General features: G+C 27.1%; 26 protein-coding genes and 1 pseudogene. 6 read left to right on the forward strand and 21 right to left on the reverse strand.

The window, feature by feature from the left end:
• Nucleotides 1-50 precede the first annotated feature (50 nt).
• Nucleotides 51-1,196: a glycosyltransferase family 2 protein gene (locus HCG76_RS10130; protein ID WP_221700213.1), complete on the reverse strand. Its 1,146-nt coding sequence runs from the start codon at nucleotides 1,194-1,196 to the stop codon at nucleotides 51-53.
• An 89-nt stretch (nucleotides 1,197-1,285) separates the two neighbouring features.
• Nucleotides 1,286-2,089 (reverse strand): glycoside hydrolase family 3 protein, encoded by an 804-nt coding sequence (locus HCG76_RS10135; RefSeq protein ID WP_221700250.1) that lies wholly within the window; start codon nucleotides 2,087-2,089, stop codon nucleotides 1,286-1,288.
• 342 nt (nucleotides 2,090-2,431) lie between these two features.
• On the opposite strand from HCG76_RS10135, the gene HCG76_RS10140 reads away from it, so the two are divergent.
• Nucleotides 2,432-3,061 carry an N-acetylmuramoyl-L-alanine amidase family protein gene (locus tag HCG76_RS10140; protein WP_221700214.1) on the forward strand — a complete coding sequence of 210 codons (630 nt, stop codon included), beginning with the start codon at nucleotides 2,432-2,434 and terminating at the stop codon, nucleotides 3,059-3,061.
• Nucleotides 3,062-3,069: 8 nt separating this feature from the next.
• Here HCG76_RS10140 and HCG76_RS10145 read toward each other — a convergent pair whose 3' ends face one another.
• From HCG76_RS10145 to HCG76_RS10155, 3 genes are all read right to left on the reverse strand, one after another.
• On the reverse strand, nucleotides 3,070-3,741 hold the full coding sequence (locus HCG76_RS10145; protein WP_260458092.1) for a TIGR01906 family membrane protein: 672 nt from the start codon (nucleotides 3,739-3,741) through the stop codon (nucleotides 3,070-3,072).
• A 128-nt stretch (nucleotides 3,742-3,869) separates the two neighbouring features.
• Nucleotides 3,870-4,634, reverse strand: coding sequence for a hypothetical protein (locus tag HCG76_RS10150; protein ID WP_221700215.1), 765 nt, complete (start codon nucleotides 4,632-4,634; stop codon nucleotides 3,870-3,872).
• Nucleotides 4,635-4,833: 199 nt separating this feature from the next.
• Entirely contained in the window at nucleotides 4,834-4,986 is a 153-nt protein-coding gene (locus HCG76_RS10155; RefSeq protein ID WP_221700216.1) for a hypothetical protein, read from the reverse strand.
• A 339-nt stretch (nucleotides 4,987-5,325) separates the two neighbouring features.
• Here HCG76_RS10155 and HCG76_RS10160 point away from each other — a divergent pair, with 339 nt between their 5' ends.
• On the forward strand, nucleotides 5,326-6,510 hold the full coding sequence (locus HCG76_RS10160; protein WP_221700217.1) for an AI-2E family transporter: 1,185 nt from the start codon (nucleotides 5,326-5,328) through the stop codon (nucleotides 6,508-6,510).
• Between the two features lie 74 nt (nucleotides 6,511-6,584).
• Here HCG76_RS10160 and HCG76_RS10165 read toward each other — a convergent pair whose 3' ends face one another.
• Both HCG76_RS10165 and HCG76_RS10170 read right to left on the reverse strand, forming a co-directional pair.
• A complete protein-coding gene (locus tag HCG76_RS10165) occupies nucleotides 6,585-6,833 on the reverse strand; it encodes a hypothetical protein (RefSeq protein WP_221700218.1) in 249 nt (82 codons plus the stop codon).
• Between the two features lie 195 nt (nucleotides 6,834-7,028).
• Complete coding sequence (locus HCG76_RS10170) at nucleotides 7,029-7,178, reverse strand: hypothetical protein (protein ID WP_221700219.1); 150 nt, start codon at nucleotides 7,176-7,178, stop codon at nucleotides 7,029-7,031.
• Nucleotides 7,179-7,591: 413 nt separating this feature from the next.
• Between HCG76_RS10170 and HCG76_RS10175 the strand changes: the two genes are divergently transcribed.
• Nucleotides 7,592-9,493, forward strand: coding sequence for a glutamine synthetase (locus HCG76_RS10175; protein ID WP_221700220.1), 1,902 nt, complete (start codon nucleotides 7,592-7,594; stop codon nucleotides 9,491-9,493).
• 50 nt (nucleotides 9,494-9,543) lie between these two features.
• On the opposite strand, the gene HCG76_RS10180 is transcribed toward HCG76_RS10175, so the two are convergent.
• From HCG76_RS10180 to HCG76_RS10200, 5 genes are all read right to left on the reverse strand, one after another.
• Nucleotides 9,544-10,086: a DUF2232 domain-containing protein gene (locus tag HCG76_RS10180; protein WP_221700221.1), complete on the reverse strand. Its 543-nt coding sequence runs from the start codon at nucleotides 10,084-10,086 to the stop codon at nucleotides 9,544-9,546.
• A 341-nt stretch (nucleotides 10,087-10,427) separates the two neighbouring features.
• Nucleotides 10,428-11,048 carry a J domain-containing protein gene (locus HCG76_RS10185; RefSeq protein WP_221700222.1) on the reverse strand — a complete coding sequence of 207 codons (621 nt, stop codon included), beginning with the start codon at nucleotides 11,046-11,048 and terminating at the stop codon, nucleotides 10,428-10,430.
• A 59-nt stretch (nucleotides 11,049-11,107) separates the two neighbouring features.
• A complete protein-coding gene (locus HCG76_RS10190) occupies nucleotides 11,108-12,007 on the reverse strand; it encodes a DUF5685 family protein (protein ID WP_221700223.1) in 900 nt (299 codons plus the stop codon).
• Nucleotides 12,008-12,166: 159 nt separating this feature from the next.
• Nucleotides 12,167-12,961 carry a TPM domain-containing protein gene (locus HCG76_RS10195; protein WP_221700224.1) on the reverse strand — a complete coding sequence of 265 codons (795 nt, stop codon included), beginning with the start codon at nucleotides 12,959-12,961 and terminating at the stop codon, nucleotides 12,167-12,169.
• On the reverse strand, nucleotides 12,958-14,025 hold the full coding sequence (locus HCG76_RS10200) for a hypothetical protein (protein WP_221700225.1): 1,068 nt from the start codon (nucleotides 14,023-14,025) through the stop codon (nucleotides 12,958-12,960). The genes HCG76_RS10195 and HCG76_RS10200 overlap by 4 nt, the downstream gene beginning before the upstream one ends.
• Nucleotides 14,026-14,898: 873 nt before the next feature.
• On the opposite strand from HCG76_RS10200, the pseudogene HCG76_RS19075 reads away from it, so the two are divergent.
• Nucleotides 14,899-15,180 (forward strand): annotated as a pseudogene (locus HCG76_RS19075) (3D domain-containing protein); the annotation flags it as partial.
• A gap of 260 nt (nucleotides 15,181-15,440) precedes the next feature.
• Here HCG76_RS19075 and HCG76_RS10210 read toward each other — a convergent pair.
• Nucleotides 15,441-15,944 carry a DUF4358 domain-containing protein gene (locus HCG76_RS10210; RefSeq protein ID WP_221700226.1) on the reverse strand — a complete coding sequence of 168 codons (504 nt, stop codon included), beginning with the start codon at nucleotides 15,942-15,944 and terminating at the stop codon, nucleotides 15,441-15,443.
• 195 nt (nucleotides 15,945-16,139) lie between these two features.
• Here HCG76_RS10210 and HCG76_RS10215 point away from each other — a divergent pair, with 195 nt between their 5' ends.
• On the forward strand, nucleotides 16,140-16,931 hold the full coding sequence (locus HCG76_RS10215) for an N-acetylmuramoyl-L-alanine amidase family protein (RefSeq protein WP_294173235.1): 792 nt from the start codon (nucleotides 16,140-16,142) through the stop codon (nucleotides 16,929-16,931).
• Nucleotides 16,932-17,002: 71 nt separating this feature from the next.
• Here the strand turns inward: HCG76_RS10215 and HCG76_RS10220 are convergent, their stop codons facing one another.
• From HCG76_RS10220 to HCG76_RS10245, 6 genes are all read right to left on the reverse strand, one after another.
• A complete protein-coding gene (locus HCG76_RS10220; protein WP_221700227.1) occupies nucleotides 17,003-17,242 on the reverse strand; it encodes a phage holin in 240 nt (79 codons plus the stop codon).
• Nucleotides 17,243-17,298: 56 nt separating this feature from the next.
• A complete protein-coding gene (locus HCG76_RS10225) occupies nucleotides 17,299-21,063 on the reverse strand; it encodes a glycosyl hydrolase 53 family protein (RefSeq protein WP_221700228.1) in 3,765 nt (1,254 codons plus the stop codon).
• Between the two features lie 192 nt (nucleotides 21,064-21,255).
• A complete protein-coding gene (locus HCG76_RS10230; RefSeq protein ID WP_221700229.1) occupies nucleotides 21,256-22,128 on the reverse strand; it encodes an aldose 1-epimerase family protein in 873 nt (290 codons plus the stop codon).
• Between the two features lie 113 nt (nucleotides 22,129-22,241).
• A complete protein-coding gene (locus tag HCG76_RS10235; RefSeq protein WP_221700230.1) occupies nucleotides 22,242-22,556 on the reverse strand; it encodes a rhodanese-like domain-containing protein in 315 nt (104 codons plus the stop codon).
• Nucleotides 22,557-22,623: 67 nt separating this feature from the next.
• Nucleotides 22,624-23,169, reverse strand: coding sequence for a class I SAM-dependent methyltransferase (locus HCG76_RS10240; RefSeq protein WP_221700231.1), 546 nt, complete (start codon nucleotides 23,167-23,169; stop codon nucleotides 22,624-22,626).
• Between the two features lie 180 nt (nucleotides 23,170-23,349).
• Complete coding sequence (locus HCG76_RS10245; protein WP_221700232.1) at nucleotides 23,350-23,859, reverse strand: hypothetical protein; 510 nt, start codon at nucleotides 23,857-23,859, stop codon at nucleotides 23,350-23,352.
• Nucleotides 23,860-24,120: 261 nt separating this feature from the next.
• Between HCG76_RS10245 and HCG76_RS10250 the strand changes: the two genes are divergently transcribed.
• On the forward strand, nucleotides 24,121-24,423 hold the full coding sequence (locus tag HCG76_RS10250; RefSeq protein ID WP_221700233.1) for a hypothetical protein: 303 nt from the start codon (nucleotides 24,121-24,123) through the stop codon (nucleotides 24,421-24,423).
• Between the two features lie 64 nt (nucleotides 24,424-24,487).
• Here the strand turns inward: HCG76_RS10250 and HCG76_RS10255 are convergent, their stop codons facing one another.
• Nucleotides 24,488-24,925, reverse strand: a complete 438-nt coding sequence (locus HCG76_RS10255; RefSeq protein ID WP_221700234.1) for a 4Fe-4S binding protein — start codon at nucleotides 24,923-24,925, stop codon at nucleotides 24,488-24,490.
• A complete protein-coding gene (locus HCG76_RS10260; RefSeq protein WP_221700235.1) occupies nucleotides 24,918-25,361 on the reverse strand; it encodes an NADH-quinone oxidoreductase subunit B family protein in 444 nt (147 codons plus the stop codon). The genes HCG76_RS10255 and HCG76_RS10260 overlap by 8 nt, the downstream gene beginning before the upstream one ends.

The following is a 25,361-nucleotide window of genomic DNA, read 5'->3' on the forward strand; positions in this document are numbered from 1 at the left end:
ACTTTTTATAATTTTGAATATAAACAAATCAATAATTTAGCTATATTCCTCTACAGATAATTAGTATAATCACTTAATCTTAATGGATAATCTAATTTAGGAACCTCCGTATTTAAATCTTTAAACTCCTTTTTAAACAACTCCCTATTATATAAAATCTTTTCTGAATCGCCATTAAAACTTGCTGCTAATTCATTAAAAAAATAGGAACATTTTTTATTTCCTAAATTATAGTAACAAACACATAACTGTAAACTTGGTATCCATGTATAATAATCACTATTAGAAATAGCCATATTATAATTATCTGGCCTTGAATCTAATGCAACTCTATACCAGAAAGCTGCTTGTTTAAAATTATTTTTTTCAAGATAATAATTTCCTAAACTACATGCAATTTCAGCTGTTGGATTATCTAGCTTAAAAGACTCAAATGCAATATCAACTATTTTATCCTTCCTATCAATTATATTTAATGCTCTTATAATCTTTAAATAGGCCCCCTTTACATCTTCTATCCATCCTTCATTAGTATTTATAAATCTTCTATATTGTTTTATAGCTTCCTTATAATATCTATTGTCAAAAAGTTCATTAGCATAATAGTACATATCTCTTGGAGTAAACTTTTTATTTTCCTTCTCCATAGTTCTAAATATTTGAAGATTTCTATCTGTATACTCTTTAATTTTTCCATGCTCAATAGCAAAATCCCCTTCAAGCCCCTTACCATAAACATCTAAATATTCATGAACATTTCCTATCCAAATAAATCTACAACTTCTTTTAACTATTCTATTTCTCCTTAATGATGTAGTTACATCACCCTGATCATTTCTTGCTAATATATATTCTGCACTTACATAGTCATAACTCTTATCCATATTCTCTAACAATAATTTTATTTTTTTTACATTTTCATCATTAATATAGTCATCACCATCTAACCACATTATATAATCACTAGTCGCCTTACTAAATGCAAAATTCCTAGCAGCTGCAAAATTGTTTATCCATTTAAAATCATATATTTTAGAATTAAACTTTGATGCAATTTCCTTTGTTTCATCTTTCGATCCTGTATCTACTATTATAATTTCATCTATAAATGATTTTACTGAATTTAAACACCTACAAAGAGTCTTCGCTTCATCCTTAACAATCATACATAAACTTATAGAAACTTTTTTCTTCATCTATCCCCTTTATTAAAATAAAAATTAATGCACATATTATAATAAGAAATATTATTACAACATGTGCATTACTATACAACTATTTAACCTTAGTCAAACAATTCCTCTATTTTAGTATTTATACTTTCAACATTATATACTTCTGAACCATTATCATTATTTAAATTATACTTATCCTTAAGATACAATATTCTATAAACACTTTCGTTAATTCTATCTTCAGAAATAGTCCCATTTGATATAGATTCTTCTATTGAAGTTATAACCTTTATCTCATTATCATATCCATGACATACAAGCACTATATCAACCCCTGCCTTAATTGATTTAACAGCAGCTTCTCCTATATCATAATTTTGTGTAATAGCCCCCATAGTCATATCATCAGTAATAACTACTCCTTTAAAGCCCATACTTTCCCTAAGAATATTAGAAATAATTATCTTTGACATAGTAGCTGGATTTTCTGAATCTACATTTTTTAATAAAATATGTGAAACCATAATAGCATCTGCACCATTTTTTATAGCATTTTCAAATAGTATAAACTCTAATTGCCTAAGTTCTTCTAAACTTTTTTCTACTAAAGGTAATCCATAATGAGAATCCACACTTGTATCACCGTGCCCTGGGAAATGCTTTACTACAGATATAACTCCATTATCTTGTATTCCCTTCATAACTTCAATAGCTAAATTGCTAACTTCCTCTGCATTTTCTCCAAAAGCCCTATTCCCTATAACAGTATTTTGGAGATTACTTAATATATCAAGTACTGGAGCATAGTCCATATTATATCCAATTAACTTTAACTCATTAGCAATTATATCTCCTTCTTTATAACAAATATCTTTACTATTAAAAGAAGCTACATAAGATGCTGAATTTAATATACATTTATTTTATTAATCATATTTATTTTTATTGTCTTAACTCAAATATTTTTATTATTTTCAAAAGCAACTAATAATATACGTAAATATTATTTTCTACTTTATATTAAAATTTAAAAACTTTATAAATAATATCACTTAAAATTCAGATTATTTTCATTCTTTCTTTGTATAATTAAATTATAAGATATTTCTTAAATATATAATAAGGTGTTGATTATTATTAATACTAAAGATAAAAAAAACAAAAAACAGCCATTAAAACTTATAACCTTACTAATATTATTTTTACTCTTAGTAACTTTACTTATTAAAAGCTATACTAATTTTAAAGATAAAAATTTGACATTATCTAACTCTAATAATAACTTTAATGAAAATGCTCTAACAATCTGTATTGACCCTGGTCACGGTGATTGGGATGATGGAGCTACAGGAGTAGATGGTGCATTAGAAAAAAATATAAACCTAAATGTCTCACTAAAACTTGGGAAACTACTTCAAGATGCAGGCTTTAATGTGGTTTATACAAGAGATTCAGATAATCTCTCTTTATCTGATGATGAAATGGAAAACCTTTGTGAAAGAGTAAATATTTCAAAAGAAAACAATGCAGATTTATTTATTTCTATTCATTGTAATACTACCGATGAGTCATCTAGCTATAAGGGAATAGAAACATGGTACAATCCTAAAAACGGTAATAATGAAGTCTTTGCCAAACTTGTACAAACTGAATTATCTAACTTAAATTATACTCAAGATAGAGAAATAAAGTCTGATTCAGAATTAGTAGTTTTATCTAAAAATGATACACCCTCTGTTTTAGTTGAACTTGGCTTCTTAAGTAACCCTTCAGATGAAAAGTTTTTAAACTCCAATAGTGGACAAACCCTATGTGCAGAAGCCTTATTTACAGCAATAAAAGATGCCTCAGAAACCATCTTTCCATCAGTAAACTCTGATACATAGATGCTTCCTCATCGAGGCATCTTTTTATTTATTAATTTAATTATTATAGAGGATAATATAACTATTCCTAATATTATAGCTCCATATATCATAAATAAATCCTCTGGTAATGCATTTATTATAGGATCTATGGTTGCATCAAATATCCAATAATCATTTTTAAAAAATATTTTATGAAATATTATAAATGCCTTTGAAAAATCTATAACATACGCTGCTAATAGTATTATAAAAAATATTATTAAGATATTTGATCCTGAATTAAGATTTTTTATAATATTTTTATAAGAACTTCTCATTTTAAGTTTACATAAAAAGATATAAAACAAATTAGCTATTATAAAGACTAAAGCTATAACTATCAATGAAATAAAAATTCTTTTAACTTCCAAAAAATGTATTTCTCCATATGAACTCATAGTAAAATTTTCAAACTTTAATGATTCTATAAATGGATTTTGAAGATAATTTATTAATTCATTGTAATCAATAATTAAATTTGCTTTAGAAACTCCTGTAATGTTAACTAACTTATACTTATCTATAATAAATATATATATAAATCTAAGATTTAATGCTATTATTGTAGCAATCGCTATAATTGCTACAGCTGTAAATATACTCATTAATATTCTAGTAAAAATATTTAAATATAATATTTTATCACTTTTTGTATCCATAATTCCTCCTATAAGTCTATATAAATTTTATCATATTATTACCTTTTTTAAAATATTTTCCAAATATTATATAAAAAAATAACAATCTTTTATGAATTAAGATTGCTATTTTATAACTAATATTTTTTCTATTTTATATTTCCTAAAAAACATTTATCCTTAATCTTTTTATCTCTATTATCAAAAGGATTATTTATAAGAGCCTTACAATAAAGACTTGGATAATTTTTACTTAAATATTTCATATACTCTGCCCACTCTATTGTAAGATACTTATATACAGCCATCAAATCAGTTTCTATATGCTTTATTTCATATTCTTCAATATCTTCACAGTATCTTGTATCCAACTCTTCCTTTAAATGCATTATAGTCATTAACATTTCTGTAAAAGTCTCATGCTCTAATAAATTTCCATTTGAAATTAAGTTAATCAATAAATCCTTATTATTATCTAATCTATTTCTTATATTTTTCAAATCAATCTTTTCTATATTAATTTCATAATCATATTGAAGAATATCCTCATGCAACTTTGAAAAAGACTTATCACACCACGTATCAGCTGTTATAGTTCTATGATTAGCCATAACTCCATGAGCGTCACCCTTTACTATATCCGATAATAGCTTTGTTCCAAGTTCAGTATAAAATAATCCTATAAGCATATTCAACTTTTCTAATAAATGCTCTTTTTCTCTTCTTTCAAGCATTTTATCAATTACTATTGTAGTGAAAAATACCTCTAATGGAATAAATGCTATATCTGCAACTAAGAATATCATTGTATGATGTACATCCTTAAAAATTAGAACATGTACATAATGTAAAATTACAGATAATAATATAAGTCCAGCACCTATTAAAATTGTTTCCTTTGTTCTTTTCTTCAAATTTTTCCTCCCTATTTCCTCTTTGTTGAAATCTTTTACTAATGTTTTATAGTATATCAGCTTGTCTTATTATAGTAAAGTCTCATATATTTTACTACAAAAATACTGATTCAAAACTAGGTAATATATGAAAACTCTATTTTCATACAGTACCTATGTTTTGATCAGATTAATTTAATTTAATTTATATTTTTATAAATTATTGTAATTCACTATCTTCTGAATATGCTACAAATACTTTTGTAGGATCAATTTCTAACTCCTCACAAGCCTCCCTAAAACTACATCCAGTCTCATCCATATATTTTGCTACGTAAGCGTTAACATCAATTTGTGAATAAACATTTTCCATGCTACATTCCTCCCTAATCTTTTTAATTTAACGACTTCTAAAATTACATCATATATAATTAAGTAATTTATATTTATTATATATTCCAATTAATTAAAATATTCCTACCTTATCCTTCCCCCTTTCAAAATATTATTTTATAAAAATTCTGATAATTATGATTATTCTATATTATTTCTCATTATCCTTCTAAGAAATATATATTTTTTCTATTTTATATATTTTCACAAAAAGGTTAACAGACTCTTTTTTCACTAAAATTCTCCTTTACCATTTTTATTTTATGATATAATATACCTTATACCATAAAAATACACTAATATCAGGACGGTGAAATAATTGAAAATACATTTTGATAAGAAACTGTTAAAATATTCAGTATATGTTACTTTAACAGCTATTGCTATTTATTTAGCCTTAACTATAATGTCTAATGTAGGTGCAATTTTTACTACTACATTTAGTATTATTGGAACTATACTTAGTCTAATTAAACCTTTAATTATTGCTATAGTTATAGCTTATTTACTATATCCATTAACAAAAATTATAGAAAACTTTCTAAGAACAAATACTTTATATAAAATAAAAAATCAATCTACTAGAAGAGTAATTGCTATTGTATCTTCTTATCTTTTAATAATTGGAATTGTATTAGCTTTGATTTGGGGTATTTATTTTATGATTGGCGGACAACTTTCTAAAAATACTACACTAACAAATATAATGTCAGATATATCATCATATTTAAATACTAATTCATTCTCTACTTCATCAATAGAAGATACTCTAAAAAACTTAAATATACCTTTTATTGATAACTTACAACCATATATAATTCAAATAGTAGATACAGTACAAAAATATATTATGACTAACCTTGGAAATATGACTTCTAATATTATGTCTATAGGTAGTAGTATTGCTTCATTCTTTATTGCAATTATTATAAGTATTTATATTCTTAAAGATTCTGAATACTTTATTAGTTTATGGAAAAAACTGTATTATTTAATTTTTAGGAGTAGTCATACTGGGAAAAAAATTTCAGAAACATTTGCTCTAATAAATGGTGTATTTTCAAAGTTTATTCGTGGTCAATTATTAGAAGCATTTTGTGTTGGGATATTATCAGCAATAGCTTTATCTATAGTTGGCATAGATTATGCAGTTGTAATCGGACTTATTGCTGGAATTTGTAATATGATACCTTATGTTGGGCCTTTAGTTGGTACTATTTTAGCAGCAATCATGGGATTATTAAGTGGAAGACCTATAAAAGTTATTTATGCTATTATAGCAATGCTTGTTGTACAACAAGTTGATAATAATTTATTAGCACCTAAAATAGTTGGAAATAGTGTTGGACTTCATGCTGTATTTACTATGATGGCAATTTTAGTAGGAGGTAACATAGGAGGTCTACTTGGAATGTTACTTGCAGTTCCAATTGCAGCTTCTATTAGAGTTTTATTTAATAAGTGGTATGAAGAATATACAAATTCAAATATAGCAGAAGAGTAAATTTTACTATAAAATAAAAAAAGTCTGATTCCAGACTTTTTTTACTTTATAAATATGTTTATAAATAATTAACATTATACTACACAGCTCAATAGCATTGTTGCTATGCCTCCTATTATTACTGTTTGTCCTATTTTTATATTATCAAGCTTCATAATAGCATATAAAAATCCACCCATAACTAGAAATACGCCTGCATATAATATTACATCAAAATATTCATTTAAATTACTTTTAGAAATAAGAAAGCTTATTAGCATTACTCCTAATGTAACTGCTACCCCATACCACTCTTCTCTAACCCTTTCTTTACATTTATTCACCTTTACTCCCATCTCCTTTATTATTTATCCCCTATTTATGATTAATTTTATATAATTTACTAATAAAATATATACCCCACCATAATTTTACCATATTATTCCATATTTTGGTATATAAATTATTCTAAATAAATATAAAAAGCCTCACCTTAGTGAGACTTTTATATTTATGTAGAATTAGATTTTTAATTTAAGTTATTCACATACTTTCGTTATTGTGTTTTTTCCATCACATTTCCATTTAATCTGATTTTTACATCTATCACAAGTTATAATTCCATTAGCTTCACAGCTTGGTTCCTCAAAAATTATTTCTCCACACTTTGGACATAAAACATCATCCATAATAACTCTCCTTATTGTTAAACTATACTTATATATTTCTATTATTAATAATATAAATATTATTATGCATTTATAATACTTAATTTTTGAAATATTTGCATTAGAAATCCAATATTTTTTATTAAATAATTGTAAAACTGTGTTATAATTTGTAAATAGGGGATAAAATTACTCCTAACCTTTAAATAGAGTCAACACTACATCTAAATCTAAAAATTCAATTTATAAAAAAATATAATATTTTATTTATAATATATTAATAAATATATTGACATAATTGATAAATTTGTAATAAAATCACTATAAGGAAATTACGAATGTTTTAATATTTTTAATTAATATTATTCGACTTACATTAGGAAGGATGTGAATTTATTTCGTAAATATTTTATCAATATTGCGAAATCAAGCCTATGATTGACAATTTACTTTACACTATACCAAAAGAAAATCATACAAAAGAACAAGTAAAAGAAATTTTATCTAATCATCCTGAAATAAAGTTCGTATCATTTGTTGGTATCGATCTTTCTGGAAATGATACAGATGAAAAAATTCCAGTTAATTTATTTTTAGATGACTTAGATTCATTCTTACATGGAGTTGCAGTTCAAACGGATGGATCATCAGTTGTTTTACCAGGGATAGCAACATTAAACAATGCAAAAGTAGATATGATTGCAGACTTAAATTGTAAATGGTTTGTTGATTATAACTATGATTTTATTGATAAATCAACAAATAAACCTGTAGGTACTTTAAGAATCCCTTGTTTCTTATATCACGATAATAAACCTGTTGATTCAAGAAATATTTTAAATAATGCAGTTAAAACTTTTAAAGATAATTTATGGAATATATTTGAAACACATCCTGAAGTTTTAGATATTTATAACATAAAAAAAGATGATATAGATGAAATTGTAATAACATCAGCTACTGAGTTAGAATTTTGGGTTAGAACTCCAAATACTGATGCTGAACTTGAAGAGTTATCAACTTCTCAAGTACTTCATGAACAATATTGGACAAGAACTAAAGGTAAAGTTCGTACAGCTTTAGAAGAAAGCTTATTATTAATGGAAGCCTATGGATTCGAACCTGAAATGGGGCATAAAGAAGTTGGTGGAGTTAGAGCTAAATTAGATGCTTCTGGTAACTTTAATCATGTAATGGAACAAATAGAAGTAGACTGGAAATATTCAGATGCAGTTCAAGCTGCTGATAATGAATTATTTATAAAAATATTAGTTCAAGAAACTTATAGAAGATATGGTTTAGATGTTACATTTATGGCAAAACCAATTGATGGTGTTGCTGGTTCTGGTATGCATGTTCATGTAGGAATTAGCTTAAAACTTAAAAATGGTAAAAGAATAAACCTATTCCATACTACTAAGGATCATTTCCTAAGTGTTCTTGGATATGGTTCATTAATGGGTCTTCTTAAAAACTATGAAGTTATGAATCCATTTATTTCTTCAACTAATAATTCTTTAAAAAGATTAAAACCTGGATTTGAAGCTCCAGTTTGTATAGTTACTTCTCTTGGATTATCTCCAAGTAATCCATCTAGAAATAGATCTATACTTGTTGGACTTATTAGAGATCTAGCTAATCCTTTAGCTACAAGATTTGAATTACGTTCTCCAAATCCACATTCAAACGCATATATAACTATAGCTGTATGTTACATGGCTATGCTTGATGGTATTCTTTATGCAGTAAATAATAATAAAACTGATGATGAATTATTAGCTGAACTTTCTAAAGAATATGGTGCTGATGCAGATTATTTAGAAAAAAATAGAAAATATAGAGCTGAAGAAGATGTATTTGAAGATTTTACTGAAGAAGAAAGAAACAAATACTTTAGCAAGGCTCCAGCTACAATATATGAAAATATCAGCGCTTTAGATAGATACCCTGAAAAAGTAGAAGTCTTAAAAAGAAATGGCGTATTAACTGATCAACTTATTAATAGCTTTAAAATGGCAACTATTAAAAGATGGAAAATGGAAATAGCTCATAGAATAGTAAATAAATTTACTGCTGAAATAAGAGCTTGCAAATGCCTTCATGATGCAAATAAAGCTTTAGATTTAGATTTAACTAATTGGATGAAAATTCATGAATTAAGACTTTATATAATGAAGGATACTAATTCTACTAAGAGTCTATTTACAAGACTTAAAGATGCAATTAATGAAGATAACTTAGCAGTTGCATCTGATCTTTATTTAGAATTAGAAGATAAAATGAGCTTATTAAGAAATATGTACTCTTCTTACAAGAAAAATTTATTAGATATTTAAATATAAAAAAATGAACTGCTATTTTTAACAGTTCATTTTTTATTATTACTTTATATATTTTTATGTATTCTTTCCATATAAAATGTAATAATCAGAGTCATAGCATAATCGTAGATTAAAAAAATTGGCTGTGCTACTATCCATAATATTATAAATGCAACAGTTCTTGCTGAAGTATCAAAAAACTTTCCTATTAATGCTTCTAATCCATCCATTATATTTATTCCTAAAATATTCTGCATTATTATAAAAGCAACTATAAATACTATATTAAAGAAAACTAATTTAAATACTATTTCTAATTTTTCTTTTCTGATTCTTTCCACAAAATATTTTACTATTCCATATGCTCCAAAGAAAATAAAGTATAAAAATGATATATTAATTGGAACTAAGAAAAAAGCAATTAAACTAGATGCTATATATACAAATATAGATGTTTGAACATTACTTCTTATAATACATACTGGTATTAAAGCTGAAGCAACTGTTAATATAGCTAATGTACTTATCGGCAATATTGAAGTTGCATATAATACTATAGTTGTTAGTGCTACTAAAATTCCACCAAGAGCTATATCCTTAGCCTTCATAAAACCACCCCTTTATATAAATTACGAAGCAATTTATAGTTAAGGTCCTAACGGCCAGGTAAGTTTTTTGAACATCGCTTCGCTAGTTCAAAAAGGTAAATGTTGACTTCATCAACGGTAAGAGCCTTACGGCTAGTGAAGGGAAAAACTTCTTACGAAGTTTCAAAATATATATTCAAGAAATTATGAAATAATTACATCCTTAACTTTTTACCGTTTGCTTCAGCAAACATTTATCCATAATTGATTAGCGTAAGCTATATTAATTATTTTACCTTTGGCCGAAGGCCCTTAACTAAATATATTGCTTCGCAATATATTTCTATTCTTACTTATTATTTTTAACAACATCCAATAAGGTCTCCACCAAAGCATTCACATACTGAATCTAAGCACCATAAATTGATACAACAATCACAATTATTCATATTACCATTTGAAGTTCTATAAGTTTGACTATATCCTCTGCTTCTTGCTTGTAATTGTTGAAGTGCTTGCCTATACTCAAAATTATTCGGATCCATAGAACATGCCCTTTGTATATTGTTATAAGCTGATTCAAACCAACCCTTTGCCATCATCACATTTCCATATAAATAATACCATTCTGCATCTCTTTGCTTTATAGCATTAAGCTTTGATTCTGCAACAGATATATTTCTCATTTGAATAAGACTTCTTACCTCTGCATATATAGGTGTATTACTACTATATGAATTAGATCCTGTATTATAACCTGAATTAGCTCTTGTTGATGAAGAACTATAATTTGAGTCTCCTCCAGAATTTTTGAGCATTTCATAAGCCTGATTTATTTCAGATAATTTTTCCTGTGCTAAATCCTTAAGTGGATTATCTACATATTGATCTGGATGATATTGCTTTACTAATTTTCTATAAGCTGATTTTATTTCTTCCTGAGAAGCTCCTGGCTTCACTCCTAATACCTCATACGGATTCATTATAAAACACTCCTTTTATCCTCTGCTATCATTATCTATTACATATTTGAAACAAAATATTAATGTTTATTCTTTTTATCCTTACAGTTACAATTATTAATTATCTTCTCATACTTATCCATCATTCCAAGAGTAATTATATTTTCTAATATTGCTTTATTTCTCTTTAGTGGTAACTTATTTAAAGCTTCTTTGCAATTATATCCACAATTCAAAATAGTAAATTCCATTCTTGGCTTAATTTCTTCTAATAACTCTTCGTAGCTTTTATTATTCTTATTATATAAATAATTTATTGGATTAAATTTATCTTTTTCTATATCTTCTTTTAAATCATCCAAAGCATCTATTAAATAAATCCATTTTCCAAGGGCATAGCCTAAATCATAAAGTTCATATCTTAATTCATCACTATCATCATCTATTTCTTCAGGGTATAACTCTAAAATTTTAGCTACTATCAAACTAAAAGGATGTGAAATCTCATCAATTGATGAAAATTCCTTATTTTTTTCTAAATTAGATAGCATATTTAAATTTTCTTCTATTATATCATTAATCATAGTAACATTTCTGTTAAATTTTCGTTTATATGGTGATAAAGCAACACTTTCAACTTTGCTTTTTAGACTTTTATCATCATTTACATCATCAATTAATTTATAATATACAAGTGAAACATTCATAGCAGCTGTATATTCTAAAGCTTTATTATTTATAATCATAGGTTTATTTTTTAATGGATGAGCCATACACTTTTTAAATTCAATATTAGGCTCTTCACTATGTAATGCATCTAAAAGCAATCCCAAAAATGCCATATCATAATTTAAAGCAAATCTCGGAATATTTCCAAACTTCTTCTTAATATGCATACATACACCGCAATAATATCCTCTAAACATTTCATATTCCCTTATTTTCAACTCAGGCTTAAGTGGAGTCACATACCCAAACAAATAATCACTCCTTTAATATGTATTATTTTATAAATTCAGTATAATTTATTTACAAATATTAATCAATTTATACCAGTATATTTAGTTGGTATATTATTAACTTTAATAATAAATAAAAATAGCTCCTTAAAATATTTTCTTAAGGAACTATTTCTTTAATTAAAAGCTTCCGCCTCCACCACCATGTGTATTTCCACTACTTGATGTATGGGTTGAGCTTCCGCCTCCACCACGATTATTATTCTTTTCAATTTTAGTTTTAGTAGTAAATGTACTAACAAAAACATCTCTTCTTTTAGTAAATACTATAGAATTATTATCAACATAATTTGTACTAGAGACTGACTTTGAGTTTTTATAAGAATTTACTACAAAAATACATGTAACTCCTGCTACTATAGCTGCTGATACTAAAGCAATCAACACTATTTTAACTGTATTATCTTCTTCACTATAAGTATACTGACCTTCTGGTATTCCATCATTAATGTAATGTTTTATATCTGTTAAGAATATATTACATGCATCAAAATACTCTCCATTACTTAAATATTTGCTTATATCAGCAATAATAGATTCTATTCTATCATCAGTAAAATATTCAATTGCATCTCCACTAGTTGAAATCCATATATTTCTATCATCCATATCTATTAATAATAGTAATCCACTTTTATTATCACCTAATCCATATCCATTATAATCATAGTAATCATCAGCATAATCCCTAGGCTTTTTTCCTTCTAAATCATTTGATGTAACTATTACTAAATCCATATTATATTCTTTTCTAAACACTTCAATTGATTCCATCAATTGATTTCTTTCATCTTGTGATAAAAGCTTAGCCTCATCTACAACTGGATTTACATTAGCCATAACTAAAAAGCTAGAGGATAAAATTAAAATTAGTATACTAATAAAAGGTATTAGCTTTTTTCTTACATTTTTCATATAATACTACCTCCTATAAATACTAATAAAAATACAATTATAAAAATTACTAAAAATAGTATAAACATTTTTCCTTTAGATACAGGTAAAGCACCAAATACTTTTCCTGTCTGACCATTCATAGCAAAAATATAATTTTTCCCTCCTAAGCTGTATGTCATCATCCATATAGGCATTAATGCATAATTACAAGAAGTTTTATTAAAATTTTCATGTGTTCCTACAACATCAACTATTGAATATCCATTTATTGAATTCCTTAATATATCATTAGTTCCTATCTTTATTTTATTTTCTATTAAAGGTAAAACTTCTTCTTTTGTTTTATCATATTTCTCTGAAAAGAATCCTGGTAAATATGCAGTAGAAAACTCTTTAAATCCTTTAGAATCATATGGTTCTATACTTTCCATAACATTATTATCCATTTTACTTGATGCATTTCCAGGTACATTATTAAAAGTTAAACTTGCTTCTCTATAAATATTATATATATCTGTTTTAGTATATTTATAATCTCCACTAACCCAAGTTTTAATCTTTTTACCCCTAGCACTCATCTGCCCAGTAACATTAGAGTCTACTAACCAAAATGGAATATAAATTCCTGTTATTTTTTCTAATTGCTTATGTGAAGAAAATTCTTTGGGTAAAAACCATTTCTTCTTACTCCACTCTATAAAATTTTCAATAGCCTTATCCTTATCTATTTTAAACGGAATAACTTTTGAAGGCTTAAATTCTCCATTAAATTTATCACTTAAAACTACAGGTCCATGACAATAACAACAAAATGTAGCTGTAGTATTTATATCAGCTACTATCTCTGCACCACATCTTGGACATAAATACATTCTAGTCCTTTCTCCTATGTTATCCCACTCTTCATTATAGTCTTGTTCTAAATTCTCTGCTTTTATATGATCATTTTTTGAATTATTCAATTTTTCTATTTCATCTATTGTAAATTCACTTAGACAAAAATCACATTTACCTTTTTGTAATTCTGGATCAAATTTAATCTCTGCCCCACAATTAGGACATTTATATGAAGTAACTGACATCCCTTCCCCCTAAAGTAATATTTTTCATCTATAAAATTATACCATATAAATTTACACTTTATTCAAAATAATACTATCTATTTTATTTATATACTTGAAATAAAATAACTCTAATTTATTAGAACATCTATTTAAAATTTGTCTATATATTTTTATTAAAATTTCAATTTACTCTCTTATAATATTCAAGGTAAATAGTCCATATTTATACTTTTTATTTTTCTTGACTTTTATTTGTCAATATGCTTTAACCTCTTTAATTCAAACTATTACGAGTATTTTTCCATTATTTTTCTTTTGGTTTTTGGAATTTTGAACCTTGTTATATTGTTCCACGTGAGTTTGACAGCATTTTTGATATGTAGTATAAACTAGGTGCAGGACGAAGGAATTAAATTCACAATCTTGGAGGTGTATTTTCTGTTTAAGAAAATTTTTGTTTTAACAACTTCACTTGCTCTATCAATGTTTGGTATGAATGAATTTTATGCTAGTGCAAGTGTTTTAAATAATACAAATAAAAAAGTTGTTAATATTAGTTATTTAGAAAACCGTAATGATAATAATGATTTAAATTCAAATACTATTTCAACTAATGAAGCTAATACAGCAATAGTTACTTCTGATAATGATTCAATTATCAAGTATATTGCTTCAGATACTAATTCAAATATTGAATTTACTTCTACAGTTGATAATATGATGAATGATATGTCTATCTATAATAAAAAAGTTGAAAATGAAAAAGTTAAAGAGGCCGCTGAAGCTAAGGCTAAAGCAGATGCTGAAGCTACTGCTAAGGCAGACGCTAAAGCTCAAGAGCCTCAAGAAAATGAAGCTAAAGAAGCTAACACTTCATATAAAGCTACTTTTAACATGGAAGCTACTGCTTATACTGGAGATACTACTACTGCCACTGGCGTTACCCCTGTACGTAACCCAAATGGAGTTAGTACTATTGCTGTAGATCCATCAATAATTCCTTTAGGTTCAAAAGTTTATATCCCTGGATATGGTGAGGCTATTGCTGCTGATACCGGTGGTGCTATAAAAGGCCATAGAATAGATTTATTTTTAAATTCGGAAAATGAATGCGAAAACTGGGGAAGACAAAATGTCACGTTATATGTCCTTGCTTATCCAGGTGAATGGTAAAAATATTTAGTAATAATTTATTAGCTACTGTTCATACTAATTAAAGTAATGTTTTTTATACTTTAATTTAGGAGGGTTAATTTTGCTAATACCTAAATTCATTTTTTGTATACATAAATACAATTCTGAAATAATAAAAAATATCTGTTTCAAAGGTGGTTATTACGAAAAGTTAACTTGTAAAAAGTGTGGTAAAATTAAAAACCTTTATTGGTAATACAAAAGAGGCTATATAAATAATTAGCCTCTTTTGTATTAAACTATTTAATTAATTCTGCATATTTAGCTTCTGCATCTGATGCAACTTCACTATTAAGTATAAATAATGAAACTAAATTTCCATCAACTCTTACTTCTGCATTTTTAGCAATTTCTTTTTCATCAGGATAAAAAGCATTTCCTATTTTATCTTGTAATACTTCCTCAACTGAAGCTTTAACAGCATCAACCTTTCCATCCTTAGCCTTAACTACTATAATTAATCCTGGTCCTGGTGAAATTTGTGTTTCTAATACACCGTAATCTTCTATATCATCTAAATTTAAGTGATATATCTCTTTTGCCATATCATCATCTATTTCCCCAGGCATTCTTACATAACCTTCTTCATTTAATTTTTCCACAACTTCTTTTGCAGAAACTGAAGAGCTTTGTTGCTCACCTTGTTCTGTTGCTGGAGTATTTCCTCCATTTTTATTTCCACATCCAGTTAAAGTTGCTCCAACCATAACTGCTATTAACATACTTACTAATATCTTTTTCACTTTTATAACCTCACTTTATTAATTTTTTATCTTAATTGTTTTATCACTTCATTAGACTATACTACTATTAAAATTGTTCCCAAGATTCAAAAAAATTTTCCCATATTTTATTTCCATTTATTTACAATCGCTGCTTTTTTAATTATACTTATATTTAGGAAGTATCTTTTCCTTTAAGGCCGAATTTGAAATGAGGTGATTTGTATAGACAATAATAATTTCGACTTAAACGCAAGACGAAAATTACTTCATGAACGAAAAAGAAAAAGGCAAAAAATATTTAAGCTTGTAATTTTATCAATTCCATTAACAATAATATTAATAACCATAATTAATATTATGTCAAATAGAAACAATACCGTTGCAACCTTTAATCTAGCTATACCAAAAACTGAAGAAAAAAAACTTTATACTGTATGCATAGATCCTGGTCATGGTGATTGGGATTATGGAGCTATAAGTCCAAATGGTACTGCTGAAAAAGATATTACACTAGCTGTTTCATTAAAATTAGGTAATATGTTAGAAAAAGAGGGAAACTTCAAAGTTATTTACACTCGTACTACAGATAACATGGATTGGATAGAAACTGCTAACGATAGCTTAAAAGAAAGAATAAAAATATCTAAAATATGTAACGCAGATATCTTTGTGTCTATTCATTGTAACTATAGCTCTGACTCAAATGAAATATTAGGAGTTGAAACTTGGTATAATCCTTCTGATGATAGTAGTCTAACCTTATCTAAATACTTACAACAAGCTCTAATTGATTTAGATTATACTACTAACCGAGGTGTAAAATCATATGTTCCTGGCGAGGAGCTTGCCGTTTTAGAATTAAACACTACAACTTCAGCCTTAGTAGAATTAGGTTTCCTAACAAACTCTTCTGACGAAAAATTTCTTTCTTCTGATGCTGGACAAACAAAATGTGCTAATGCACTTTTTGAAGCAATAGTTGAATATAGAGATGATAATAATTAACATAATTTAAGCCACAATATATAAATCTTTTTTATTTATACATAGTGGCTTAGTTATTTACATAATTTTTATTATTCTTTTTTCGTTTCATCTACAGTAGTATTTTCTTTATCATCTAAATACCATTTTGCTGTTGTTGTTGGATTGCTTATAATTCCTGCAGCAACTAAAACTGCTAATATAGCATTAGTTATTTCTGTATATTCTTCCGGTACAATTTTTACACCAAAAGCATTTAGTATAAGAGGTATTAATGCAAAAATGGATACCCATAGCCCATAATTCTTAAAACGAGACCAATCAATTTTCATACCAATCTCCCTCCTTCTTATACCAATATATTCTTTTGTTTTTATTATGTTCTATTCTAACTTAATTTCTTTTCTTTTTTATAAAACATAAATCCTAAAACTAAACTTATTGTACCTATTAATACTATAAATTGTGAACTCACCATATTACCTGTTTTAGGTAAGTATTCTATATCACTATTATTAGAATTATCTAACTTACTATTATAATCTGGTGTTACAATTATATTGTTGTCTTCTTTGCTAACCTCATCACCTGGAGTTATTATCTCTCCATCCCCCTCATCTTCTCCTGGCTTATCCACATCTTCCTCTTTAACAATTTCCTCTAAACCATTATAACTTTCTTTTAATAATCTTACTATATTCTCAATTTCATTTTCAGTCGCATCTTCATTATTATATACCTCAAATGCCATCTCTAAAGCCTTCTTATAATTATCAATACTTTCTTCTGTGTACTTACTTTCATCTATACTCTTATATTCTTCAATCAATAATAATAGTTCTCTTTTATCACCTTTTTTAACTAGTTCATTAATTGCATTTTTTAATATCTTCATAGTATTTTCTATTTTTTCTTCTGTTACTTCATTATCAATTAGTACCTTTTTAGCTATTTTTAAGCTTTCATTTAAATTGCTCCAACTTTTTGGAGTATAATCTTTTTCTTGTAATCCTCTAACTTCTGCTATTAAATTTTCTAGCTCATCATAATTAATGCTAGTAATATAATTTAACTCTATACTATCTATTACTGTCCAACATCCTGCATTAGCATCAAAATCAAACCCAATCTTTACACTATCACTATCAATCCAGACTGGTAATGAAATCTTTTGCCATCCATTTGTATACCCAATATTAATTCCATCTATTTTCCCATTATTATCAATATACATAGTATCTGAATTATAGTCTCCTCCACTATATACCCATGCACTTAATTCATATTTACCACTATTTAAATCATTAACCTCTTGATAAATATTAGTTTTAAAAGCTTTATCATTCCATATTGAAAGTGCATATTTTCCTGATGGAGCATCATCTCCAAAATAAGTTCTATCTTGTGCATTTACAGAATCTAAATCCCCATCTACATACCATCCATCAAGAGTTCCAAGTTCAAAATCCCAATTATTTATTTCTAAAGGTGTTCCCATTCTTAAAACTACTTCAGTCATTGAACAAGCTTCTACTTCTACATTACTTAATTTAGCATTTCCATATCCAGCTTTTTTACCTTCAATAATATATTTTGTGCTATCAAGTACATCTTTAATTTCAAAAATTCCATTTTCATCACTTATTATTGTAAATTTTTCTTCTCCCTTTAAAGTAACTGTAACATTAACATCGCTTAATTTATTATTATTGGAATCAACAACAACTCCATATATACTACCTAAGGCTTTCTCTAAGCTTAAATTAATTCCTTCTGTAGCTTTTCCACCCTCAACAATAATATTATTTATACTACTTTCAAAATATCCCTCTTTCCTTGCAGTAATAGTATAACTTTTCCCACTTATTACATATGGTATCTTATACTCTCCTTGAGAATTAGTTACCGACTTATACTTAGTTCCAGCACTTGATATAGCACTTACTTCTGCTTCGCTTATTGCATTACCATTATCATCTGTTATGCATCCTTCTATTGTCCCAGAATTAATATTCAGTCTAAAATCTATATTGGAAGTACATTCTCCAATTACTACATTAACATCTTTAATTGAATCAGACTCATATCCTTGTTTTTCTGCATTAATAGTATAACTATTTCCCCCTGGTAAATCTGATAATAAATAAGAACCATCAGCCTTAGAATTAGTACTAAACTTATTTCCATCAACAATTGCATAAATTTCAACATCTTCTATTGGATTATCGTTGTCATCTCTTATATTTCCTTGTATACTTCCACTTCCTAATACAATCTCAATCTTCGTAACTTCTCCTTTAGTTATCTCTATAACTTTACCTGAGCTATAATATCCCTCTTTATTAACGATAATATTAACATTTTTTTCAGCTTCTAACTCATTAATAAAAAATCTTCCATATTTATCTGTCGTTTTTACATATTTTTCACCATCAATATCTACTATTACCTCAGCTCCAATTATTTTATTTCCGCCTTCACCAACTACAATTCCAGAAATAATTCCTTTAGTAGTCCCTTCAGTACTATCCCTAAATGAATTTAATGCCGGTAACGCTTTTCCATCAAAGTCGAACAATGTTGTATTAGATACTACATTATCTCCTACTTTATCTTCACTTCCATCTTCAGCCTCACCTCTTTGTATTGCCCATCCTACGCCTTCTTGGTCTATCATAACAGGATCCCAATATAAATCACCTATTATGCAATTATCTTCAGCATTTCTTATTCCATTAAATAACTCATCTAAAAATTCTTTTTGTCCTTGAGGAGATGATTCATGACTTTCATTTCCGTTATCTGCCAACTGTCCTGGCCATCCATCTGGCTTAGTAGGATTCCAATTATACCCTGTTTCCATTATCAATATTTTTTTACCATATTTTTTTGATAGTTCATTAAACCATGGAATTATATCTTCAACATTTTTTCTTGTCCAAAATGGATAGTACGATGCCCCAATAATATCATAATTTACATTATGTTTGATACATCCATCCAAAAATGTAGTATATCTATTATCTTCTCCTGCTTCATCTAGATGTAATACTACCTTAGTATTAGTTGATATTTCCTTTACAGCTCTATATCCCGCATTTAAAAATCTAGCTAACTGTTCAAAATTTGCAATTTTTCCGTAAGGATATAAAATTCCATATTGCATTTCATTACCTAAAGAAATATATTCTGGAGTAGTTCCTTGATTCACAAGAGCTCTCATTACATCTTTAGTATATTCATAAACAAGCTGTTCTAGTTTATCAACAGTTTTTTCATTATCTAATCCCTCTATTTCATTCCTCCAAGATGAAGGTATTTCCTGAGTAGCTCCATTTGGCCACCAATCACTATAATTTAGAGTTACTTCTATCTCCATTCCTACTTCTTTTGCTCTTTTTGCACTTTTTAATAAATCTTCTGTATTTTGATACCCATCTGGTAAATAATAATCTGGATTAGTTATAGATCCATGTTGTCTTCCAGTGTCATTATGAGTTCTCAATCTAGCAAAATTGAATCCATTTTCAGCTAATATATGAAATACATCTCTTTCTTCTCCTTCACTATCATAAAAACTCCCACCAACATCTTCTATATAATTAACCATAGTTAAATCTCCACCTTTTAGAAATTTATATTCCTCATCAGTTTTGATTAATGAAACAGAATCATAATTTGACCAAGTACCACCTTTCCCATTTGAATAAAATCCTAATGTCACTTGATTATTAGTAACCTCAAAATTTAATACAACCTTTGTAAAATCATTTGTTATAGGTATACTAGTTCTTGCTCCAGTCCCTCCAAAATCATTTGCATAAATATAATGTGATTTTTGATTTCCACTACTTGCCGCATAAGCTTCAACTCTATAATATCCATTCTCTATACCTGTTATAGTTTGTTCTGTCCATACCTCATAATCACTTTCACTCCAATACCCTAAACTATAAGAATCATCATATCCCCAGTTCCCCTTTCCAGCAGCTGCTTCAATATTTCCTTTTACCACCCATCCATCTAGCCAATCACTAAAACTACTATTTACTATTTTTGACTCTTCTGCTTTTACCGGTATTGATATTAAAGTTGTTGTATATATTACTACTACCATTATACCTAATACCTTTTTCATTAATTTTTTAATCAAAATATCATATCCCCCTTTTATAGTTATCGTTTTCATAATCAATACCATATTATCATCTTTACCTTTTATCAATATAAGTAAAATCATTAGATTATAGTAATTTTATTAGAGAAAAAAATAAAGAGTTAAAAATTATTAAATAGAAATCCTTGAAAAAAATTTCTTTTATAACTCTTAACTCTTTATTGATTATTATATTGTAACTGTATATGAAGAATTAAATACTTCTCCAACTTCTAATTTTTCAATACCAGCCTTATCCTTTAACTCTCCGTTAAAATCTTCAAAATCAGCATGTCCATACCAAGGCTCTATACATACAAAAGGTGCTCCTGTAGCTTTTGTCCATAGCCCCATATAAGGGAAGCCTGTGAAGTCCATAGTTAATTCTTTATTGTGATTAACTGATTTTAAGCTTATTTTTGTAGATTTTAAACTATCAAAAACTAAAGCATCATCTTTAAATGTATTAAAGCTTAATGGAATTATATTGCTATCATTAAAATATTCTTTTCTTTCTCTACTTACATACCCATCTTTAGTTATAAGCATAATATCACAGTTTTCTTTTTCATTAAATTCAAAGTAATAATCTTCTATTATTTCTCCTGACATCATCGGACACATAAATGCTGGATGAGCTCCTATTGAAAAATAAATCTCTTTATCATCCTTATTTTCTACTGTATATGCTGTTATAACTCCATTTTCTACTAACGTATAAGTAATTTTTAATGAAAACTTATATGGATATACCTTTAATGTTTCTTCAGAATAAACTAATTCAAAACTAATCTTATTATCAGTTTTTTCAATCATCTCAAATTCTTTTAATCTAGCTAATCCATGTTGTGGTAAATTATACTCTTTTCCTTCAACTCTATAAGTTGAATCTTTAACTTTTCCAACTATCGGGAAAAGTACTGGTGCATGATAACTCCAATATTTATTATTTCCATTCCATAAATATTCAGTTCCATCAACTTTTGATGTAATATTATGAAGTTCAGCTCCTTTATTACTTACAGTAATTTTAACTTTTTCATTTTCTAATGTATATAACATTTTCCTCTCTCCTAATCAAACTTAATTTATATATATTTTTTTATTTATAACGTTATCATTTTTAATAAATTGCGAAGTAATTTCCTCCTTAACTTTTATTTTCCTTCGCAATTTTATTCAATAGTTCCTTTATAACCAAGGACTCCTTGTCCTAGATTATATAAATTACTAAACCCTTCTTCTTCTAGCATTTGACATGCTAATGCACTTTTATGTCCGGCTTTACAATAAACTAATATAGGCTTATCTATATTTTCTTTTAAATCTTCAATTTCCCATTCTAATTCTTCAACTGGTATATTTATTGCATTAGGTATTTTACTTTCTTTATATTCACTATATCTTCTAACATCTATAATAATTAAATCTTCACAATCCTTAATTAAATTTTCAGCTTGCGCACTATTAATTGATTTAAATGAACTCATAACTGCACCTCTTTTGTAATTTCATATAAATTAATTATAGTAATAATAAATTTCATTTACAAGAAATTTATTTATCTATTGGTTTCACTGCATCTATTATAATTGAAACCATTCCTAAGTTACCATTAGAGTTTCTACTATCAAATCTATAGCTTCTACCTATTTTCCCCTTTGATTCATCCCATTCTCTATAATGAAAATCACCTTGTTCATCACAATACTCTAAAAGTGTTACTTCAAAACCAGCACTTTCGAATACTTTTACCAATGTTTTATAATCATATACCACTTTATGTTCATATGCTGGATGTGCTTCGTGTCCCGGTCCTCCTATTTTAACCATATTCTGATACCATTCATTTTTAAAATTTTTATCAGGAACTGCACATCTTATATAACCACCTGGTTTTAGAAATCTATAGCAATTTTTTGCCGCTATTTCTCCATCTTCATATGATAAATGTTCCCATACATGTTCTGCTAAAATTGCTTCTATCTCACCACTTTTTATTAAATTATTCCATTGGTCTATTGATAATAAATTCAACTCCTGCTCTTGAGTTGAAATCCACCCATTATATTTTGTTTTTCCTGCTCCTACAATTATTCTCATAATACTTCTCCCCCTAATACCTATGTAAAATATATATTTAAAAATAAATACTTTTATACAAATAGTTAAATTTTTATCATTTATTTGAATAATATATATTTTATACCATTTTCATCTGTTAAGTAAACATTTTTAACCTTTTTCATATAAATAATCTTAATTCTTGTGTACTAAACTAAGTTAACAATTTAATACCTCAAAGTTTATTGTAGTTCCTAAAAGCATTAATAATATAGCAATAAATCTTTTGTAGCTATCTCTAATTTCTTTCTCACTTCTATTTTCTCCAGTTTGTGATAATGCTGTTTGATAATTATCATATAAAATACCTGTAAAGATCGATATTACAAATAAATATATTATATTTGCTCCCCTAGGCACTTCGGTTAAGTCCTGTAATGTATCTGCATAATTAGTTGAATTTAACTGATCTAATATTTTCATCTTGCTCCATTCAAGATATTGTATATTAAGTATAGCTGCATATATAATTAAACAAATTCCAAATTCCGATAAATTGCTAATTCCTATTTGCTTAATCAGTTGATTTCTTTCTTCATCTGTAAGGCTTGAATTAGTATTTGAACTAGTATTAGTATTTGAGTTTGTATTAGTATTTGAATTGGTACTTATCTTATTTTTATTATTTTTACAATTCTTCATAAATCTAAATTTAAAATTACTTTTCATTACATCCTATTCAAATAAAAATATATAGTTACATATGCCATTTTGTATTTTTTTATTATTATATATTTATTTCCTTTATTTTTTCTTATACAAAAAATTTTCTTCTTATAATATCATTATAAATTTGTTTTTTCTTAATAAATTTATCATTTTGGAATTGATTCCAATATTTTTTTGATAAATTATCATTTTGTCATTGTAAATATTTTACATAAGGCATATAATATTAATACGAAAGGGAATTTTTAGGAGGTTTTTTCTATGGAAAGTAATTATAATAATACAAAAGATTCATTTCAAATTTTTTTAGCTGAAAGAAATATTCCTGATCCTGATGAATTATTAGGTAAGGCTTTAAAATATTTGAAGGATAAAGGAAAAAATGTTTCATTTAAAGGTTTTGATATAAATAACATAGCAATAGTTGAAATAAATGGTGTTTTATATAAGTTTGATAAATGCTTTGGCCTTTGGCAATCTGCTAAATTCACTAGACTTCAAGGTGATCTTTCAAATAATCTTATAACGAAAAATACATCAAAAATTGAAAGTTTTTATTCTTAAAAGTATAGTAAAGGCGCACATTAAGTGCGCCTTATTTTTATATTCTTAATTATTTCTTTTCAACCTAAACTTTTTTTACAACTGTTTCTTTCGGTATTATCTGTTCTTTAGTCTTAGGTTGTGGTTTTGGAGGTGCTTTTTTTATAAAGCTTCCCTCTATACTTAACTCTTCTTTATTTTCTGAAATCATAAAAATTTCTTCTGTTAATGTTATAGCTTTTTTAGGACAAAAATCTTTACATAATCCACAAAATGTGCATGATGTTAAATCAAAAGTCATTTTTATTTCTTGACCATCTTCTACTAGTTTCATTTCCTTAGTTATTGCTTCTCCTGCACATACTCTAATACATATTCCACATCCAATACACTTGTTTGAATCAAAAGAAAGCTTTCCTCTATAATTATCTGCTCCTTTTACTTCCTCAATGGGCTCTTCATTAGTTAATACAGGCTTAAATATATTAGATATTCCTTCTAAAAAGTAAGGAAGTTTAAACATAACTTTCATCCTCCCTCTTTTTATTTAATATTTCAACAGCTTCTAATATTCCTTTTGCAATAGCTTCTGGCTTTGGTGCACATCCTGCTACTGTTACATCAACTTTTGTCCATTTATCTAGAGGGCCATCTACAGAATAACTGCCCTTAAACACATTACATGATGCTGGACATGATCCTATAGATACAACAACCTTAGGTTCTGGAACTTGAGATAAAACTCTTAACATTCTATCTCTTGATTGAACTGTCACAGGACCTGTTACAACAACTATATCAGCATGTCTTGGCGAACCAGCAAGCTTTACACCAAACCTTTCAATGTCATACCTAGGTCCAAGTAATGCTACAAGTTCAATATCACACCCATTACAAGATCCTGTATTTAAATGATATACCCAAGGAGATCTTTTTCTTCCCTTTTCAATTATTGACAT

This window comes from Clostridium sp. K13, from assembly GCF_019734195.1.
GTDB lineage: Bacteria > Bacillota > Clostridia > Clostridiales > Clostridiaceae > Clostridium.

Bases quoted from the DNA above. Each gene is read 5' to 3' on its own strand.
- HCG76_RS10130 (WP_221700213.1), bottom strand. From the start codon at position 1,196: ATGAAGAAAAAAGTTTCTATAAGTTTATGTATGATTGTTAAGGATGAA.
- HCG76_RS10145 (WP_260458092.1), bottom strand. From the start codon at position 3,741: ATGGATACAAAAAGTGATAAAATATTATATTTAAATATTTTTACTAGA.
- HCG76_RS10155 (WP_221700216.1), bottom strand. From the start codon at position 4,986: ATGGAAAATGTTTATTCACAAATTGATGTTAACGCTTACGTAGCAAAA.
- HCG76_RS10170 (WP_221700219.1), bottom strand. From the start codon at position 7,178: ATGGATGATGTTTTATGTCCAAAGTGTGGAGAAATAATTTTTGAGGAA.
- HCG76_RS10175 (WP_221700220.1), top strand. From the start codon at position 7,592: ATGATTGACAATTTACTTTACACTATACCAAAAGAAAATCATACAAAA.
- HCG76_RS10180 (WP_221700221.1), bottom strand. From the start codon at position 10,086: ATGAAGGCTAAGGATATAGCTCTTGGTGGAATTTTAGTAGCACTAACA.
- HCG76_RS10185 (WP_221700222.1), bottom strand. From the start codon at position 11,048: ATGAATCCGTATGAGGTATTAGGAGTGAAGCCAGGAGCTTCTCAGGAA.
- HCG76_RS10195 (WP_221700224.1), bottom strand. From the start codon at position 12,961: ATGAAAAATGTAAGAAAAAAGCTAATACCTTTTATTAGTATACTAATT.
- HCG76_RS10200 (WP_221700225.1), bottom strand. From the start codon at position 14,025: ATGTCAGTTACTTCATATAAATGTCCTAATTGTGGGGCAGAGATTAAA.
- HCG76_RS10220 (WP_221700227.1), bottom strand. From the start codon at position 17,242: ATGAAAATTGATTGGTCTCGTTTTAAGAATTATGGGCTATGGGTATCC.
- HCG76_RS10230 (WP_221700229.1), bottom strand. From the start codon at position 22,128: ATGTTATATACATTAGAAAATGAAAAAGTTAAAATTACTGTAAGTAAT.
- HCG76_RS10235 (WP_221700230.1), bottom strand. From the start codon at position 22,556: ATGAGTTCATTTAAATCAATTAATAGTGCGCAAGCTGAAAATTTAATT.
- HCG76_RS10240 (WP_221700231.1), bottom strand. From the start codon at position 23,169: ATGAGAATAATTGTAGGAGCAGGAAAAACAAAATATAATGGGTGGATT.
- HCG76_RS10245 (WP_221700232.1), bottom strand. From the start codon at position 23,859: ATGAAAAGTAATTTTAAATTTAGATTTATGAAGAATTGTAAAAATAAT.
- HCG76_RS10250 (WP_221700233.1), top strand. From the start codon at position 24,121: ATGGAAAGTAATTATAATAATACAAAAGATTCATTTCAAATTTTTTTA.
- HCG76_RS10255 (WP_221700234.1), bottom strand. From the start codon at position 24,925: ATGTTTAAACTTCCTTACTTTTTAGAAGGAATATCTAATATATTTAAG.
- HCG76_RS10260 (WP_221700235.1), bottom strand. From the start codon at position 25,361: ATGTCAATAATTGAAAAGGGAAGAAAAAGATCTCCTTGGGTATATCAT.